The sequence below is a fragment of the Chryseobacterium shigense genome (assembly GCF_900156575.1).
GTDB classification, from domain to species: domain Bacteria; phylum Bacteroidota; class Bacteroidia; order Flavobacteriales; family Weeksellaceae; genus Chryseobacterium; species Chryseobacterium shigense.
Window position 1 is genome coordinate 414546 of record NZ_FTNY01000002.1, and the last position, 15368, is coordinate 429913.

At 38.2% G+C, this 15368-nt stretch carries 13 protein-coding genes and 1 tRNA gene; 4 read left to right on the forward strand and 10 right to left on the reverse strand.

What is annotated here, in order from left to right; genetic code table 11:
• Window positions 1-199 precede the first annotated feature (199 nt).
• From BW964_RS07300 to BW964_RS07330, 7 genes are all read right to left on the reverse strand, one after another.
• Complete coding sequence (locus tag BW964_RS07300; protein WP_076506065.1) at window positions 200-1618, reverse strand: L-serine ammonia-lyase; 1419 nt, start codon at window positions 1616-1618, stop codon at window positions 200-202.
• Between the two features lie 101 nt (window positions 1619-1719).
• Window positions 1720-3063, reverse strand: coding sequence for an ammonium transporter (locus tag BW964_RS07305; RefSeq protein ID WP_076506066.1), 1344 nt, complete (start codon window positions 3061-3063; stop codon window positions 1720-1722).
• Between the two features lie 107 nt (window positions 3064-3170).
• The gene (locus BW964_RS07310) at window positions 3171-3812 is read right to left on the reverse strand and encodes a hypothetical protein (protein ID WP_076506068.1); all 642 of its coding nucleotides are present in this window, start codon (window positions 3810-3812) and stop codon (window positions 3171-3173) included.
• 243 nt (window positions 3813-4055) lie between these two features.
• Window positions 4056-4685 carry a YceI family protein gene (locus BW964_RS07315; RefSeq protein ID WP_076506070.1) on the reverse strand — a complete coding sequence of 210 codons (630 nt, stop codon included), beginning with the start codon at window positions 4683-4685 and terminating at the stop codon, window positions 4056-4058.
• Window positions 4686-4763: 78 nt separating this feature from the next.
• Window positions 4764-5330 (reverse strand): YceI family protein, encoded by a 567-nt coding sequence (locus BW964_RS07320; RefSeq protein WP_076506071.1) that lies wholly within the window; start codon window positions 5328-5330, stop codon window positions 4764-4766.
• A 145-nt stretch (window positions 5331-5475) separates the two neighbouring features.
• The gene (locus tag BW964_RS07325) at window positions 5476-6525 is read right to left on the reverse strand and encodes a glucokinase (RefSeq protein ID WP_076506711.1); all 1050 of its coding nucleotides are present in this window, start codon (window positions 6523-6525) and stop codon (window positions 5476-5478) included.
• A 114-nt stretch (window positions 6526-6639) separates the two neighbouring features.
• Window positions 6640-7203 carry a hypothetical protein gene (locus BW964_RS07330; protein WP_076506073.1) on the reverse strand — a complete coding sequence of 188 codons (564 nt, stop codon included), beginning with the start codon at window positions 7201-7203 and terminating at the stop codon, window positions 6640-6642.
• A 238-nt stretch (window positions 7204-7441) separates the two neighbouring features.
• Here BW964_RS07330 and BW964_RS07335 point away from each other — a divergent pair, with 238 nt between their 5' ends.
• Together BW964_RS07335 and BW964_RS07340 are read left to right on the forward strand one after the other, a co-directional pair.
• The gene (locus BW964_RS07335; RefSeq protein WP_076506074.1) at window positions 7442-8821 is read left to right on the forward strand and encodes a DUF1800 domain-containing protein; all 1380 of its coding nucleotides are present in this window, start codon (window positions 7442-7444) and stop codon (window positions 8819-8821) included.
• A 99-nt stretch (window positions 8822-8920) separates the two neighbouring features.
• On the forward strand, window positions 8921-10105 hold the full coding sequence (locus tag BW964_RS07340; RefSeq protein WP_076506076.1) for a DUF1501 domain-containing protein: 1185 nt from the start codon (window positions 8921-8923) through the stop codon (window positions 10103-10105).
• Between the two features lie 131 nt (window positions 10106-10236).
• Here the strand turns inward: BW964_RS07340 and BW964_RS07345 are convergent, their stop codons facing one another.
• The 3 genes from BW964_RS07345 to BW964_RS07355 form a co-directional block, all read right to left on the reverse strand.
• Complete coding sequence (locus BW964_RS07345; RefSeq protein WP_076506078.1) at window positions 10237-11988, reverse strand: hypothetical protein; 1752 nt, start codon at window positions 11986-11988, stop codon at window positions 10237-10239.
• Between the two features lie 187 nt (window positions 11989-12175).
• Window positions 12176-12276, reverse strand: a tRNA-OTHER gene (locus BW964_RS07350).
• A gap of 78 nt (window positions 12277-12354) precedes the next feature.
• Window positions 12355-13737: an RtcB family protein gene (locus BW964_RS07355; protein ID WP_076506079.1), complete on the reverse strand. Its 1383-nt coding sequence runs from the start codon at window positions 13735-13737 to the stop codon at window positions 12355-12357.
• 142 nt (window positions 13738-13879) lie between these two features.
• Here BW964_RS07355 and BW964_RS07360 point away from each other — a divergent pair, with 142 nt between their 5' ends.
• Entirely contained in the window at window positions 13880-14212 is a 333-nt protein-coding gene (locus BW964_RS07360; RefSeq protein ID WP_084175691.1) for a HopJ type III effector protein, read from the forward strand.
• Window positions 14213-14343: 131 nt separating this feature from the next.
• Window positions 14344-15363, forward strand: a complete 1020-nt coding sequence (locus tag BW964_RS07365) for a helix-turn-helix transcriptional regulator (protein WP_076506082.1) — start codon at window positions 14344-14346, stop codon at window positions 15361-15363.
• Window positions 15364-15368 lie beyond the last annotated feature (5 nt).

Below are 15368 nucleotides of genomic sequence, written 5' to 3' on the forward strand. Positions count from 1 at the left end.
TTTTAACCATTAAGGGATTTTAAGTTTTTAAGGATAGTAAGTTGATCTCTGCTTTAAGAATTACACTTAAAAAAAATCAAATTGATTTTATCTGAACTTATCTTAATCTCTTCACTACTCTTAATGGTTTAAAATTTCACCATAAAAAAAACCTTAGATGATGAATCTAAGGTTTTTATATTTTGTAATATGTTTTGTCTTAACATTCAGGAACGTTTACCGCGATGGCCAGTCCGCCTTCTGAAGTTTCCTTAAAACGGTCACTCATAGATAAAGCCGTTTCCCACATGGTTTGGATCACTTCATCCAGGGTTACTTTCGCTTTGGCAGGATCACTTTCCAAAGCAATATTGGCTGCTGTGATCGCTTTCATGGCGCCCATTGTATTTCTTTCGATACATGGGATCTGTACCAGTCCTTTAATAGGGTCACAGGTCAATCCAAGGTGATGCTCCATCGCAATTTCTGCGGCCATCAATACCTGACCGATGCTTCCTCCTAAAATCTCGGTAAGTCCTGCCGCTGCCATCGCCGATGATACACCGATCTCAGCCTGGCATCCGCCCATTGCAGCAGAAATGGTGGCATTTTTCTTGAACAACGTTCCGATCTCTCCGGCAACCAGTAAAAATCTTACGATATCATCTTCGCTGATACATTCTGTAAATGCCTGTGAATACATTAATACCGCCGGAATAACACCGCTGGCGCCGTTGGTAGGTGCCGTGATAATTCTTCCGAAACTCGCATTTTCTTCATTCACCGCCAATGCAAAACAGGCGATCCATTTATTGATATTGGTAAAATTTTCTTCTGCATCCACCACCAGCTTAAACCATTCGTCAATATTTTTATAGATTTTATCTCCTAAAAGTTTTCTGTTGATTCCAGCAGCTCTCCTCGTTACATTTAAGCCTCCGGGAAGGATTCCTTCTTTATTGACCCCCTTATAGATACATTCTTTAATATTCTTCCAGATATACAATGCCTGTTCTTTGGTTTCTTCCGGAGTCCTCCAGCTTTCTTCATTGATCATGATCAGATCTGAAAACCTGCTGAATCCCAGTTTTTCACAATATTTTACAATATCTGAACCATGATGACAAGGATAAAGTGTACGGACACAATGTTTTTCTATAGAGTTTTTTTCCTGGCTGGCAATAAAACCACCTCCTACAGAATAGAAATCCTGAACAAGCTCGGTTCCGTCTTCAAAAACAGCTCTGAAAATCATTCCATTGGGATGAAAATCAAGGGATTTCTGCATATTTAAAACCAAATGATGCCCGTAGACAAAAGGAATTTCTTTTTCTCCACCCAGGTTAATGATCTGGTCATTTTTAATCTTCGCTATTTTTTCATCAATTTTTGAAGTATTGATGGTGGTAAAATCTTCACCATTCAATCCAAGCATTCCGGCAATATCCGTCCCGTGCCCGATTCCCGTTTTAGCTAAAGAACCAAAAAATTCAAGAAAAACTTCCTTCACTTCCGCGATGGATCTTTCCCTTTTTATAATTCTGATAAATGCAGAAGCTGCATTCCACGGTCCCATCGTGTGCGAACTGGAAGGACCTATTCCTACTTTAATAATCTCAAAAACCGATATTGATTCCATAGATGATTCTTCATTTTCCTCGAAAAACAAAGATACATGATAAATCCCAATAAATTCAGCCTTTCATAGGGATAATGATAATTTAAAAATTCCGAAATCTTCTATTTCAGACTTTCCTCATGCTGGGAAAGATCGAGCCCCATAGACTCTGCTTCTTCAGAAACTCTGAGCGTAATGATAGAATCTGTAATCTTATACAAAAGCAGCGAACCAAAAAATGTGAAAACCGAAACAAGAGCCAGAGCAATCATGTGATGAGCAAAAACTTCAATTCCCCCATGAAGAAGGCTGGCATTTTCACCGTGAGCAAATACAGCAGTAAGGATCATTCCCATAATCCCTCCTACTCCGTGACACGCAAATACATCCAGCGTATCATCTATTTTTTTCAGCGCTTTCCAGTTCATCATGAGATTAGAAACAATCGCGGCTGCAAAGCCTATAAAAAGACTTTCAGGAATGCTGACAAAGCCACAACCGGGAGTAATCGCTACGAGCCCGACAACCGCTCCGATACACGCTCCCAATGCAGATACACTTCTCCCGTTGATCCGGTCAAAAAAGATCCAGGTCATCATGGCAGAGGCTGATGCAATCGTAGTGGTTCCAAAAGCCATAGCGGCCGATGCGTTAGCGCTGAGTGCTGATCCGGCATTAAACCCAAACCATCCGAACCAGAGCATTCCGGTTCCTAAAAGGACGTAGGGAATATTAGAAGGTTCATGGTGAGGTTTTTTTCTGTTCCCTAAAACCAAAGCACCAGCCAAAGCAGCAAAACCTGCACTCATATGAACGACAGTTCCACCCGCAAAATCTTTTACGCCAAAATATTTATTCAAAAGTCCGTCCGGATGCCATACCATATGACAAAGCGGTGTATAGATAAAAATGCTGAAAAGCACCATGAAAAGAAGATAGGAGATAAAACGAACCCGTTCTGCAAAAGAACCGGTAATCAAAGCGGGCGTGATGACGGCAAACTTCATCTGAAAAAGAGCAAAAAGCACAAACGGAATAGTAGAAGCCAGCGCTTTGTGAGGCAGCACCCCAACCCGGCTGAAAAATGGATAACTTAATGGATTTCCGATAATTCCGTAATGAACCCCATTGATTTCAAAACCTAAAGAATCTCCAAAAGATAAAGAAAACCCTACAACGACCCACAAAATTGAAATCACACCAAGGGCAATAAAGCTTTGAAGCATGGTGGAAATCACATTTTTCCTCCCGACCATACCGCCGTAAAAGAAGGACAGTCCCGGGGTCATCAGGAGTACAAGACCCGCTGCTGCCAGAATCCATGCGACATCTGCCCCTACGATTTTATCTTCACTAAGGAACTCTCCCGTATTGGGAAAATCAACGATCGGACTCCAGAATAATCCTCCGAATGCCACAAGGGTAATGACAGAGAAGGAAACAATCCATTTTAAACCAACTTTCATACAATTTATATTTAACCCTATCAAAATTAAATATAAATTTTATAAAAACACTTATTTTAAAACATCAACCCCTAAAAAAAACACACTAAATTTTAAATTTTATGATTTCAAATAAAAACTTCCTTTAATATTTTGGATACTTCCTTGTATTTTGTAGCCGGAAAAAGATGGGTTCCCCCTTTGATCACATAATCCGGTTTTGAATATTTAATAGGAAATACAATATCTTTATCTCCTAAAATCTGGATGACGCCAGGAGTTTCCTCAAATTTCCATTCTGAGACCTTTTCCACAGACCACTTCAGATAGTAGGGATCGCGGACCTGAAAATATTGAAGTATTTTTGGATTCTTCGGATCAAACAATTTTCTCACCACAGAATAAACATTAGCTGCTTTGTCATTGAACATTCCTGTAGGAAACATTCTTGGAATTTTTGTAATCTCCCCTGTCCTGATCAATTTAGATTTTTCTTTATCCGACCTGATGCTTCCCATGATCACCACTTTTTGGGCTGGTTTCAGTTGATTGATCTCCTGAACCATAATCCCACCAAAAGAATAACCCAGCAGGCAAAACGGCTCTGAAACATCTACTTTCTCTGCCATTCTTTCAACATAGGAATGAAAGGGCTCATTTTTCTCAGGAATAAGCCAGTCTATAAAAATTAATTCACAGTTCTCGGGAAATTCCAGCCTTTCCAATACTTTAAAGTCTGCTCCGAGGCCACTTACTACATAAATTTTCATAGGACTAATTTATGAAAAACGCAGGAAAAGAACCAGATTAAATTTGAGATGAGTCTTATTTTTAATCTTTAAAAAGGTGCGAAGTTTGGAATATAAAAAAGACTTCACTTTGACTGGATGCTTTTTTAACGCAAAATTTTGTTTTACTGTCTATATAAATAAAAAATCGAATTTAAAGCTAAAGCATAAAAAATGGGCAGTTTATAAAAACCGCCCATACTAATAGGTAATCGTATATTTTACTTATTTCTTTTTCTTCACAGGAACTCTGTTGTCATTATCCAGTTTTTCTGTAGAAACTTTGAATTGGAAATCCATTTCATCCTTGATGAAGTAATCTTTCAGTGAGGACTGGTAGAATACCTTAAAGTCTCTTCTGTTTAATGAAAATTTAGCAGATTCAATCACCACGGTAAACTGAGTTACATAAGCATTGGCCGGGAAACTGATCGTTTTTCTTACTCCTTTGATGGTAATATCACCATATATCGTTGAATTGTATTGACTGTTTGCTAAAGGAATAATTTTAGTCAAGTGAAATTTCGCGATCGGGAATTTTTTAACTTCAAAGAAATTGGTACTTTTCAATTCATTGGTAAGCTTGATTTGATCTTCTTCGGAAATATCTCCCGCCATCATGCTTCTCATATCTATAATAAACTCTCCGTCTACCAGAACTGTTTTATCGAAATTGAATTTTCCGCTTTTCAGCTTTACCGTCCCTGAATGCGAAGAAGCCTCAGTTTTAACGACTTTATATCCCCACCACCTGATCTCTGATGAAGTCACTTTTGAAACTTTATCAAATTTCCTCTGTGCAGAAACAAATGATATGCTCGCACACACCATAGCAAACAATAGTAATCTTTTCATTCTTTTTTATTTACAATTCAACAAAAATAAAAAAAAGTGTAGAACTTCTACACTTTTAACAATCTTTTTTTGATTAAATTATTTAGCAGTCACCTTTACAATCATTTCGATGTCATCTTTCACAAAAACATCTTGCATGGTAGACTTGTAAGCAACGTCAAATTTCTGTCTGTCGAAAGCGAATTTATCAGAAACCAAGCTTACCACTCCTTTGCTGTAAGCAATCTTTGCAGGGAAAGTAATTGGGCTTGTTTTTCCTTTCACGGTAAGGTTTCCTGTTACTAAAGAGTTGTAAATCTTATCGCTGTTTTTCTTTACAGAAGTGATTTTGAAAGAAGCAGTAGGGAATTTTTCAACTTCGAAGAAGTCACCGTTCTTAAGGTGTCCGTTCAATTTCTGCTGATATTCTCCTGAAAGATCAGTAGCGTTGATAGAAGTCATATCCAATACAAAGCTTCCTCCTACAAGAGCATTCCCTTTCATGATCATGTCTCCGGACTTTACTTTTACCGTACCGTCATGAGAGCTTGCCTCAGATTTAGCTACTTTGTATCCCCACCAGTGAACATCAGATGCTACTACTTTTTTTGACTGACCGAATGCCAAACCACTGGCTACAACTGCTAATAAGAATATTTTTTTCATTTGAATAAAGTTATTTACTTGTTTAATGCTGCAAATGTAGCCAACTTATCCGATAGATTTCATTGATGTATATCAATAAAAGTAATTATTTTTATGAATAATATCATCCCATAAAAAAACTCCGAAAGTTTCGGAGTTTTGTATTTTAATTTTGATAATAAGCAGTGTATAATGCGGCACCTTTCAATGCCGTATGGTTTTGTTTTACCAGATAGATCGGCGTGCTTTTCAACAGCTCCTCCATCTTGTCACTTATTTTAAACTTATCATAGAATTTTCCTTTGTCTATATATTCTCTGATGGTCTGTGGAATATCTCCTGAAATTAAAAGTCCTCCGGTAGCCTTAAGCTTTAACACAAGGTTGTTCGCTTCTCTTGCCATAAACTCTATGAATGTATCCAGAGCAATTTTACAAATCAGCACATCTTCTTCTACCGCCGCTTTGTAAATCTCCTGAACAAAATTTCCTCCTGAAATACGTTCAGCCAGCCATTCCGGCTCAGGATGTCTTTTTACGTCTCTTAAGAATCTGTAGATATTGAAAAGACCGGTTTTAGACAATACATTTTCCCAGCTCACAATACCGTAGATATTGTTCAGGAACTGATAAAATTCAACTTCTACATTGGTTCTCGGAGAGAATTCTGAATGCCCTCCTTCTGTGGCGAAAGGTCTCAGGTATTTTCCGTCAAAGAAATATCCGGCTTCCCCCAGTCCGTTTCCGGGAGCAAGGATGGCTACATTTCCTTTTTCAAGATGACCACTGGTGTAGATAGGATCCAAATCATTATCTTCTAGAAGTCCCATTCCGTAGGCAGAAGCTTCAAGGTCATTCAGCATATCCGCTTTCTCAAAACCGAAATCTCTGGTATATTCTTCAATATTCAAGTCCCAACCTAGCCTTGCAGGGCTACTCTTCCCATCAATTACGGGTCCGGGAACCGCTACAGAAAGACGTTTTACATTCTCCAGCTGATTATCCTGAATGAATTTTTTTAATATATCAGAAAATGATGCATAGTCTTTCGTACTATATTCATTCTGAATTTTTATCTCAAGACCTCCGTTACCGGAAACAAAAAAGCCTAAGATGGTTATATCTTCACGGAGACTGGCCCCAATGATCGTTACATTATCATTATTACTGTTCTCTACTCCTGGTAAATAAAGCGGAAATTTTGGATTCAAAATCATAACCTCAAATTTTATCAAATATAATAATTGTTTTCGTAAATCTTGCAGGGAAGCAAAAAACCTTTTCATTTTCATAAAAAGGTTTGGCTAATAATTGTTTATATAAAAATCTAACTATTTTCCTAATGGAATATTGTATCCGAAACCAAGTCCGATATTCCCCACATTGTAGTCCTGTCCGGCGATATCGCCTTTATCTCCTACGAAAACTTTTTGGTATTGTACGAAGAAATTCCAGTCTCTGTTGTGGTATCCGATCTCTGGTTTGATGTAGAAACCTCCGTCTGGTCTGTCGGCAGAACTGTTGGAAGCAACTTTTTTATCTCCTACAAGGAAACCGTATCCTAAGTCTGTTCCAAAGTAGAAACCAGTCTGCTTAGGATAAATTCTGATTAAAGCTCCTACAGGAACTACCCCTACATCATTGTTATCATAACCGTTGTTACTTTTTCCAAAATAATGAGTATATCCTGTTGCAATACCTAATCCAAATCCGGGAGTGATCAAATTCTGATAAGATACATCTACCCCTGCAGCAGCAGAAAGATTATCTGAAGGAACTGCTAAACCAACATTTGCACCCACCTTGATCATATTGTTCATCTTTGAGCTTTGTGCACTTGCGATACCTGCTGTTAAGATTCCAGCCAGTAATATTGTTTGTTTTAACATTTTCATAACTCTAATTTTAAATTTTACTAATCCAATAAGCTGTAAAAATCGTGCCAAGGGAGGCTTAGTGATGGATTTTAACACTCGCCGCCCATACAAAACAATGATTATCAATATGTTAATTTATATTAAATTTAAATGATTGTTTAAGTTAAATCTTAAAATTCATACGATTACAAATTCTTAACCGTTATTATTTTAACCTTTCTCCTTCTTTATCATCAAAAAATTAAATTCTATCAACATGACCGATTCACTATTATACAATAAACATCTTCTTTGGCGTGCCGGTTTCGGAGCCGGAATCAACCAGATCGGGGATTTGAAAAATACCAGCGTAAAAACGCTTGTTAATGAATTATTCAAAGAACAAAAATATACAGAAATCAACTATGACACGCCTGATACTGTAATTTCAGACGATATGATGGACAGCAGAACTCCGGCTGATAAGAAAAAGGAAATGCAACGGATCATCAGGGAACAAAGCAATGAACTGAACCTGAATTTTCTGAATGAGATGGTGAACAGTAAGGATCAGCTGAGAGAGAAGATGGCCTTTTTCTGGCACGGACATTTTGCATCAAGGGTCAACAATTCAAAATTCAGTAAGCAGCTTCTGAATACCATCAGAAAGAATGCGCTGGGTAATTTTAAATATCTTCTCTTCGAAGTAAGCCAGTCCCCTGCCATGCTGAATTTTCTCAATAATCAACAGAATAAAAAAGATCATCCGAATGAAAACTTTGCCCGCGAAGTCATGGAACTGTTTACCATGGGAAGGGGAAATTACACGGAAAAAGACATCAGGGAAGGAGCAAGAGCACTGACAGGCTGGGGATATGATAAGGAAGGCAATTTTAAAGAGCGAAAAAACCTTCACGATGATGCATCCAAGACATTTTTAGGGAAAACAGGAAACTTCACCGGAACCGACATCCTCAATATCATCCTTGAACAAAAAGCGACTGCCACCTTTATTACAACTAAAATATATAAGTTTTTCGTGAATGAAAAGGTAGATGAGAATATTATAAACCAACTGAGTACAAATTTCCATCAATCCGGATATGACATCAGAAAACTCATGTCTGACATATTTTCGAGTTCCTGGTTTTACGATAAAAAAAATATTGGAAACAGGATAAAATCCCCGATCGAACTGATGGCCGGAATGATGCGGGTGCTCCCTATGAACATTCAGAATCCGGAAAACCTCATCGTGTATCAGAAACTGCTTGGCCAGATGCTTCTCTATCCACCCAACGTCGCCGGATGGCCCAACGGAAAATCATGGATAGACAGCTCTACGCTGATGGTCAGACTTCAGATTCCGCAAATATGGTCCGGATTGCGCCCTTTGGAGTACAGTCCTCGACAGGATGACGATATTGACATGGGCATGAAATCGCGTGAAACAACCATGAATAAATCGTTTAAAAATCCCAATATTACCATTGACTGGGCCAGGCTGGAAAAGGTTTTCGCTGATAAAAACTGTGAAGAATACCTCATCCAGAATACGAAAACCCTCGACATGGATTCTGTAAAGAATTTTTCGGATAAGAGTATTAAAATGAATATTATTAATCTGATGTCTACGCCGGAATATCAGTTGTGTTAGGTAGCAGATCAGGGATAAAAAACATCCACCATTAAAAAAATACAGTCAAGCCCTGTCACCTGTAAGCTGCCCCCTTTAATTTAACCTAAAAACAAAATTATGTTAATCAAAAGAAGAGATTTCCTCAAAATAAGCTCATTAGCTACCGCATCGCTGATGATGCCCAATTTCCTGAAAGCCATGACATTGAATGAAGCTCTCGAACCGAATCAGAAAATTCTTGTCGTGCTTCAGTTTACGGGTGGAAATGATGGATTGAATACGATTATCCCGTCAAAAAATGATATTTACTTTAAAGAAAGAAATCATATTGCCATCAAAGATTCTTTATCATTGAATGACGAAACGGGAATCAATCCGGCGTTGTCTTATTTTAAGGAATTATACGACAATGGTGAGCTTTCTGTGATGAATAATGTAGGGTATCCCAATCCGGACAAATCTCATTTCAGAAGTATGGATATCTGGCATTCTGCCAGTAAAAGTGACGAATTTCTGGAAACAGGATGGCTGGGACGTTTTCTGGATGAGGAATGTTACCGTTGTGAGCATCCCACACAAGCTTTGGAGGTAGATGATATGCTGAGTCTGGCACTGAAGGGAGAAAACAATAAGGCGTTTGCATTCAAAGATCCCAAAAGACTTTATCAGACCAGTCAGGAAAAGTATTTCAAATCTTTATATGATTACCATCACGATGATGAAACGGTTTCTTATTTATACCAGACGCTTGGTTCCACGATCAACAATGCAGATTATATTTTTGAAAAAAGCAAGTCGAAAAAAACAGATCAGGCGTATCCCAATTCACAACTGGGAAAGGATTTTAAGACGGTAGCATCGTTAATCAAATCTGACATTAACACCCAGGTTTATTATCTTTCTGTGGGAAGTTTTGACACCCATGTGAACCAGAATGAAAGACAGACCAAACTGTTCAGCGACATTAATGAAGCGGTAAAGTCATTTGTAGCTGATCTGAAAAGCAACGGTGTTTTTAATGATGTTCTGCTGATGACTTTTTCAGAGTTCGGGCGTAGGGTCGCTCAGAATGCGAGTAACGGAACAGATCACGGAACTGCCAATCAAATGTTTTTCATCAGCGGTGGTCTTAAAAAGAAAGGAATACTAAACGCACTTCCTGATCTTCAAAAACTAAATGAAGGCGATCTGATCTATACCGAAGATTTCAGAAAAGTCTATGCTACGATTCTTAAAAACTGGCTGAAGGCAGATTCTTCCAAAGTATTGGGCTGGAAAAACGGAATTTATGATTTTATTTAATAGAATGTAATAAAAATGCCACTCTGATCCTATGAATCAAAATGGCAGTGATTTGAGATGCATCTCTGCTAAATATGAGAATTTCTCCCGCAGATGACGCAGATGTTTGCATTGTATTGTCTTTTTTTATATTACTTAAAAACCTTTGTAAAGCTATCTTTTTCAAGGCTATGGAATGAGAAATCGAAGTCAGCTTCTTCTTTTTCGGAAGTAATTTCTGCTCCTAATTCTGCAACAAGACCATTAAAGGATATGGGCTCGTACCATTGCTGGTACAGCGCTTGTGTTGCCATTACCGAAATTTCGGAATTTCCGGAAACGTGGGCATGTCCGGCGCCAAAATTCAGAAGGACAAAGCATTGTTTTTCTCCTTTCGGAAGCAACATTCCAAGAACCGTCTGTCTCTGAACAGAATTACATTTCACTTCTGCAAAAACGTGATCAGGGTTCATCATATATTCTCTCGAAATATGATCTCCTTTTCCGATCACAATTTTATACCCACAATCTGAACTTCCGGAATAGACATTATTCATGATCAGCGTAGGAGCGCTCAACCCATAAGAAGCATAAAGATATTCTACAGCACCATTAGGCGCGGAGGTCATATCCCCGGAATACATCAGACTTCCATTATTCTGGTTATACGCTGCATTCCATCCTGTTTTCCCTCCGATATTCAATCCGGAAAGATCAAGATCATTCGCTCCCCAATCATCCTCCCAATAAATGCCGACCGCCAGTTTTTCACCAAGGAATCTTGTTCCGGCAGGAATATTTCCTACAAACATTTTTTCAGAAGTCGGCAGTCCAAATTCTACATCTTCGGGGAAATAGAATTTCTTTCCGGAAAGATCACATCTTGATTTTAAATAATTCAGTATAAAATCATAGTTCTTTTCACCTACTGTTCCCGCTTTTCCTGTTTTCACCCAGGATTTTCCATTTCTGATTCTATAGACAAAGGTATCCTGACCGTACATTCTTAAATAACAGGCGGACAAAGCTTTAAACAAAGCAAACGGAGTGGCATGATCCAGCCAGTGCAGGTCATTTTTTTCCAGCAGTGTATGCGTAGCTTCATTCAATGGATTGGAAACCAATGGCTGGTGATGGATTTTCGACAGTTTTGATATTTTATTGATGGTTTTAGGCGATCTTTTTTTATAGGCTAAAAACAAAGGTTTGAATCTGTTAAAAATCTGGGCAAGTCTTTCCAGTCCATATTTTTCAAATAAACCTGACGGATTGAATTTACTTTCCTTAATCGCTTTGATCAGTTCTTCATTTTTAATCAAAAGGGTAGTGTCCGTCGTTTTATAAATTACATATCTGAAAAATTCTACCGGATTAGCGGGATAAACCTGATACAGATCGGCTATTTTAACGATGGCTTCTTTATTTCTGATATTTTCTGTTCCTGTAAAAGTATAATTCAGCTCTTTCGTTAAAACAGAAAGTACATCATTCATTGTTTTTTCATTCAGAGCAATTCCTGATTTCAGCAGTGCAAGACATTTTTCAGTCATTTCTTCTGCAGAATATGCTTTAATAACTTTGAAAACCAGTTTTGTATTGGGAACATTCAATATTTCATCAGGAATATAAATTTGATCCTGAAAATGGCTTCCATATGTAGACATATAGTGTTTAAGCTGTTCTATAAACAACTCGATTCTGGTACTTTCTTTTATTTTCTGCCAGGATTGATGGAAAGTCTTGTTAAGATCATTTCCATTTAATTTTTCTTTTCTATAAAATTTTATAATCTGGTCTTTAGCCCAGACAGCATCTGCTTCGATCACAAAACCAGCGTCAGAAATAAAAGGGGTATTGTCCGTTTTTTTGGCCAGTACGGCATTAAATAATTGAAGTGTTTTCATCTTGATTAAAATTAAATAAGTGAGGAGTATGGTTTTTAAAGAAACATATAGGAACTCCTTTTACCTATTATTGTAAGAAAAGGCGGAGAGTAATTACCTATTATAGGAACTCTGTATGCCTTATTAGTTTTTTGACTGATGAAAACACTTCAATGGTATTTAAATATAAGTATTTTCATCTGTATTGTGGAGCAGACAGGAATCGAACCTGTGACCCATGTACCAATAGGAACTTTGTCTGCCAGCAGCGGAAAGTGATCATTGCTCTACCATCTGAGCTACTGCCCCATTACTGTTTTTTTATAAACCTTATAGATTTCTTTAAAGCCTATAAGGTTTAGTTTATTTATCATCTGATTGGGAAAACTATGCTTTTCTATACTTCTTCTTTTTTTTCCATGGTGCATTCTTTTGGACATCCCCAGCCATGATACATCCGTACGGTATCACTTCATCCAGGACTTCACAAAGTCCGTATTCTTCAATTTGTGCTCTTACATTTTTAGCACTTTTATACGCACTTGGCAGTTCGGAGATATCAATTTCATTGGAGAAGAAACGAATATCAAGTCCTTTGGTTTCTTCATCAAAGATCTCTTCAAATGTTTTATGGGCCAATGATTTTTTATGCTGCGTTCGGCTGAAATTTCTTCCGGCTCCGTGCGGTGCAAACCCCAGGTTTCTTTCGTTTGTTTTTCCCTGAACGATCAAAACGGGTTCTGACATATTCAGTGGAATCAATCTCGGGCCTGTGATATCCGGCATAAATTTATCATCCAGCGGAGTGGCTCCTTTCGCATGATAAAACAGATCTCCATCTTTGAAAACGAAGTTATGTTCGTTCCAATATCTATCCTGCTTTTCAGTCCCCAGTTTATTTAAAACCGCATCATGAATATTGGTATGGTTTTCCTTAGTCCATGTTCTGATGAGCTGAAGGGCTTCCCAATAGGCCTGTCCTTCTTCCGTATCGAAAGGGATCCAGGCATTTTCTCTCAAAGTTTCCGGAGAGATCTCCTGTCTGAAACGGTTGGCCACTTTCATTCCTTTATCGTACAGAGCAGCACCCGGAGCTCTTGATCCATGATGGGTAACCAACATCGTATTTCCTGTATTTTTGGATGTTCCCACAAACAGGAAATGGTTTCCGTCTCCCTGAGTTCCCATATGAGAACGGGCAATACTGATCAGTTTTTCATCATTCAGGAAGTCATTTTCTCTGAAAGCGTCCATCAGTTCCTGAGACATTGTCATCTGTTCACCTCTGGGTCTCCCTCCGTATCCGAAATGCGTCACTGAGTGAGCGGCATCCAATACTTCCTTAGGATCAACGTTTCCTAAATCCGTAAGCATTACGGAACAACAGATATCTGCGCTATGAAATCCAGGATGGATGGCATTTTTAGCCACAACCACTCCACCTACGGGAATCAATCCTTCAGGTCCTGTAGGGCAGGCATCGGGCATCAGAGCACCGGCTGTCAGCGTAGGCGTTTTCATCAGGACTTTCATGGTGTTGATCACTTTTTCCACATTATCCGTTTCACTTTCATGCTCAGCTCTGATATTGATGATAAAATCTTTCGCCGTTTCATGAAGGGGAATGATATCGGGCTGCTTAAACTGATCCAGATATTCTTTGATCTGAACTTCGTCCAGATTATTTTCGTTGATATGGGTAATGGCATCTTTAAACCATTTGGCTGGTCTGTACCCTAATTCAATCAGGTGATTTCCGTTAAATTCCATTTGTATTGTCATTTTGATAGTGCAAAGTAACAGCACAAGTACGCAATAATTCTGCGCAGATAAAATTATTTTAATTATTTTTGTCAAAAAGTGGAGAACGCTCCAGTGCTTATTACAATCCAATTCTTAAAATTAAAAAATGATGTTATTAGAACAATTAAAAGACAATCCTGAAACCATTCAGTTCAAAGAGGTTATTGCCTATATCGATGAACACTATGATTTTATCCCTACAGAGTTTAAAAACGGAAGTACAGTGAATGAAGCAGGCCAGAATAACGGTTCATGCAAAGTTTTCAGTTTTGCAAAACTTCAGGGACTTTCAAAAGAGCAGGTACTTCCTCTTTTCGGAGAATTCTACAGAGAAGACGTTCTAAAAAATCCTGAAGGAATGGATCACCAGAATATCAGAAACTTTATGGAATTCGGATGGGATGGGATTTCTTTCGAGGGAGAAGCATTGAAAGAGAAATAATTTTTTAAGTCAATGGTCAATTTTGCTTCGCAAGGGAATCGTGAATTATCAAAATAATTAAAAAACTGACTTGCGAGGCAAAATTCACTATTCACATTTGACATTTCACCCATCCAAAAAACCACACAACCATGTCATCCAATAAAAACGCACTGATCCGTTACAAAACATTAGACAAATGCCTTAAGAACAAATACCGCAAATATACGTTGGAAGATCTTATTGATGCGTGTTCTGATGCTTTGTTTGAATTCGAAGGAAAAGAATCTTATGTCAGCAGGAGAACTGTTCAGCTTGACCTGCAAAATATGCGGAGCGAAAAATTCGGGTATGAAGCGCCGATTGAAGTCTATGAAAGGAAATACTACCGATACAGCGACCCTGAGTACAGCATCCACAATATTTCCGTGAATGAAAGCGATCTGAAAGCGATGAATAATGCCGTTCAGATCCTTAAGCAGTTCAAAGATTTCTCTATGTTCAAAGAGATGAACGGAGTGATCCAGAAACTGGAAGATTCCATTCATTCTACAGGCCAGAAATCTATTATTCATCTGGATAAAAATGAACAGCTGAAAGGGCTTGAACATATCGACATTCTTTACGAAAGTATCTCCAGCAAAAAAGTTCTGAATATTCTCTACCGAAGTTTTACTGCCAAAGAATCCAGCCATTATGTGGTTCATCCCCAGCTTCTGAAGGAGTTCAATAACCGCTGGTTCCTGATCTGCCAGCATAAAGGCAAAATGTATAATTTAGCCCTGGACCGGATGGAAAGCATTGGCATAGAAGAAAATGTTGTGTATATCGATAAAGATCTGGATGGTGATGAATATTTTAAAGATATTGTCGGCGTAACGGTTTCAGATACGATGGCTCCAAGAAATGTGATTTTCTTTGTAGATTCTCACAATGCTCCGTATGTGAAAACAAAACCTATTCATAAAAGCCAGGAAATCATCAGCGAAACAGAAGAAGGAACCTTATTTAAAGTCTGTATACAACTTAATTTTGAACTGGAAAGACTGCTGCTGGGATTTGGAGATTCTCTGATCGTTCATAAGCCAAGAAAACTGAGATTAAAATTGCAGGATAAGTTTAGGGCGGGATCTAAAAACTATGAGAATTTAGAAATTCCCGATGAGGATTAATTTGA

What these genes read in the sequence shown, in the direction of transcription:
- BW964_RS07300 (WP_076506065.1), bottom strand. Translation starts at nt 1,618, where the DNA reads ATGGAATCAATATCGGTTTTTGAGATTATTAAAGTAGGAATAGGTCCT.
- BW964_RS07305 (WP_076506066.1), bottom strand. Translation starts at nt 3,063, where the DNA reads ATGAAAGTTGGTTTAAAATGGATTGTTTCCTTCTCTGTCATTACCCTT.
- BW964_RS07310 (WP_076506068.1), bottom strand. Translation starts at nt 3,812, where the DNA reads ATGAAAATTTATGTAGTAAGTGGCCTCGGAGCAGACTTTAAAGTATTG.
- BW964_RS07315 (WP_076506070.1), bottom strand. Translation starts at nt 4,685, where the DNA reads ATGAAAAGATTACTATTGTTTGCTATGGTGTGTGCGAGCATATCATTT.
- BW964_RS07320 (WP_076506071.1), bottom strand. Translation starts at nt 5,330, where the DNA reads ATGAAAAAAATATTCTTATTAGCAGTTGTAGCCAGTGGTTTGGCATTC.
- BW964_RS07325 (WP_076506711.1), bottom strand. Translation starts at nt 6,525, where the DNA reads ATGATTTTGAATCCAAAATTTCCGCTTTATTTACCAGGAGTAGAGAAC.
- BW964_RS07330 (WP_076506073.1), bottom strand. Translation starts at nt 7,203, where the DNA reads ATGAAAATGTTAAAACAAACAATATTACTGGCTGGAATCTTAACAGCA.
- BW964_RS07335 (WP_076506074.1), top strand. Translation starts at nt 7,442, where the DNA reads ATGACCGATTCACTATTATACAATAAACATCTTCTTTGGCGTGCCGGT.
- BW964_RS07340 (WP_076506076.1), top strand. Translation starts at nt 8,921, where the DNA reads ATGTTAATCAAAAGAAGAGATTTCCTCAAAATAAGCTCATTAGCTACC.
- BW964_RS07345 (WP_076506078.1), bottom strand. Translation starts at nt 11,988, where the DNA reads ATGAAAACACTTCAATTATTTAATGCCGTACTGGCCAAAAAAACGGAC.
- BW964_RS07355 (WP_076506079.1), bottom strand. Translation starts at nt 13,737, where the DNA reads ATGGAATTTAACGGAAATCACCTGATTGAATTAGGGTACAGACCAGCC.
- BW964_RS07360 (WP_084175691.1), top strand. Translation starts at nt 13,880, where the DNA reads ATGTTATTAGAACAATTAAAAGACAATCCTGAAACCATTCAGTTCAAA.
- BW964_RS07365 (WP_076506082.1), top strand. Translation starts at nt 14,344, where the DNA reads ATGTCATCCAATAAAAACGCACTGATCCGTTACAAAACATTAGACAAA.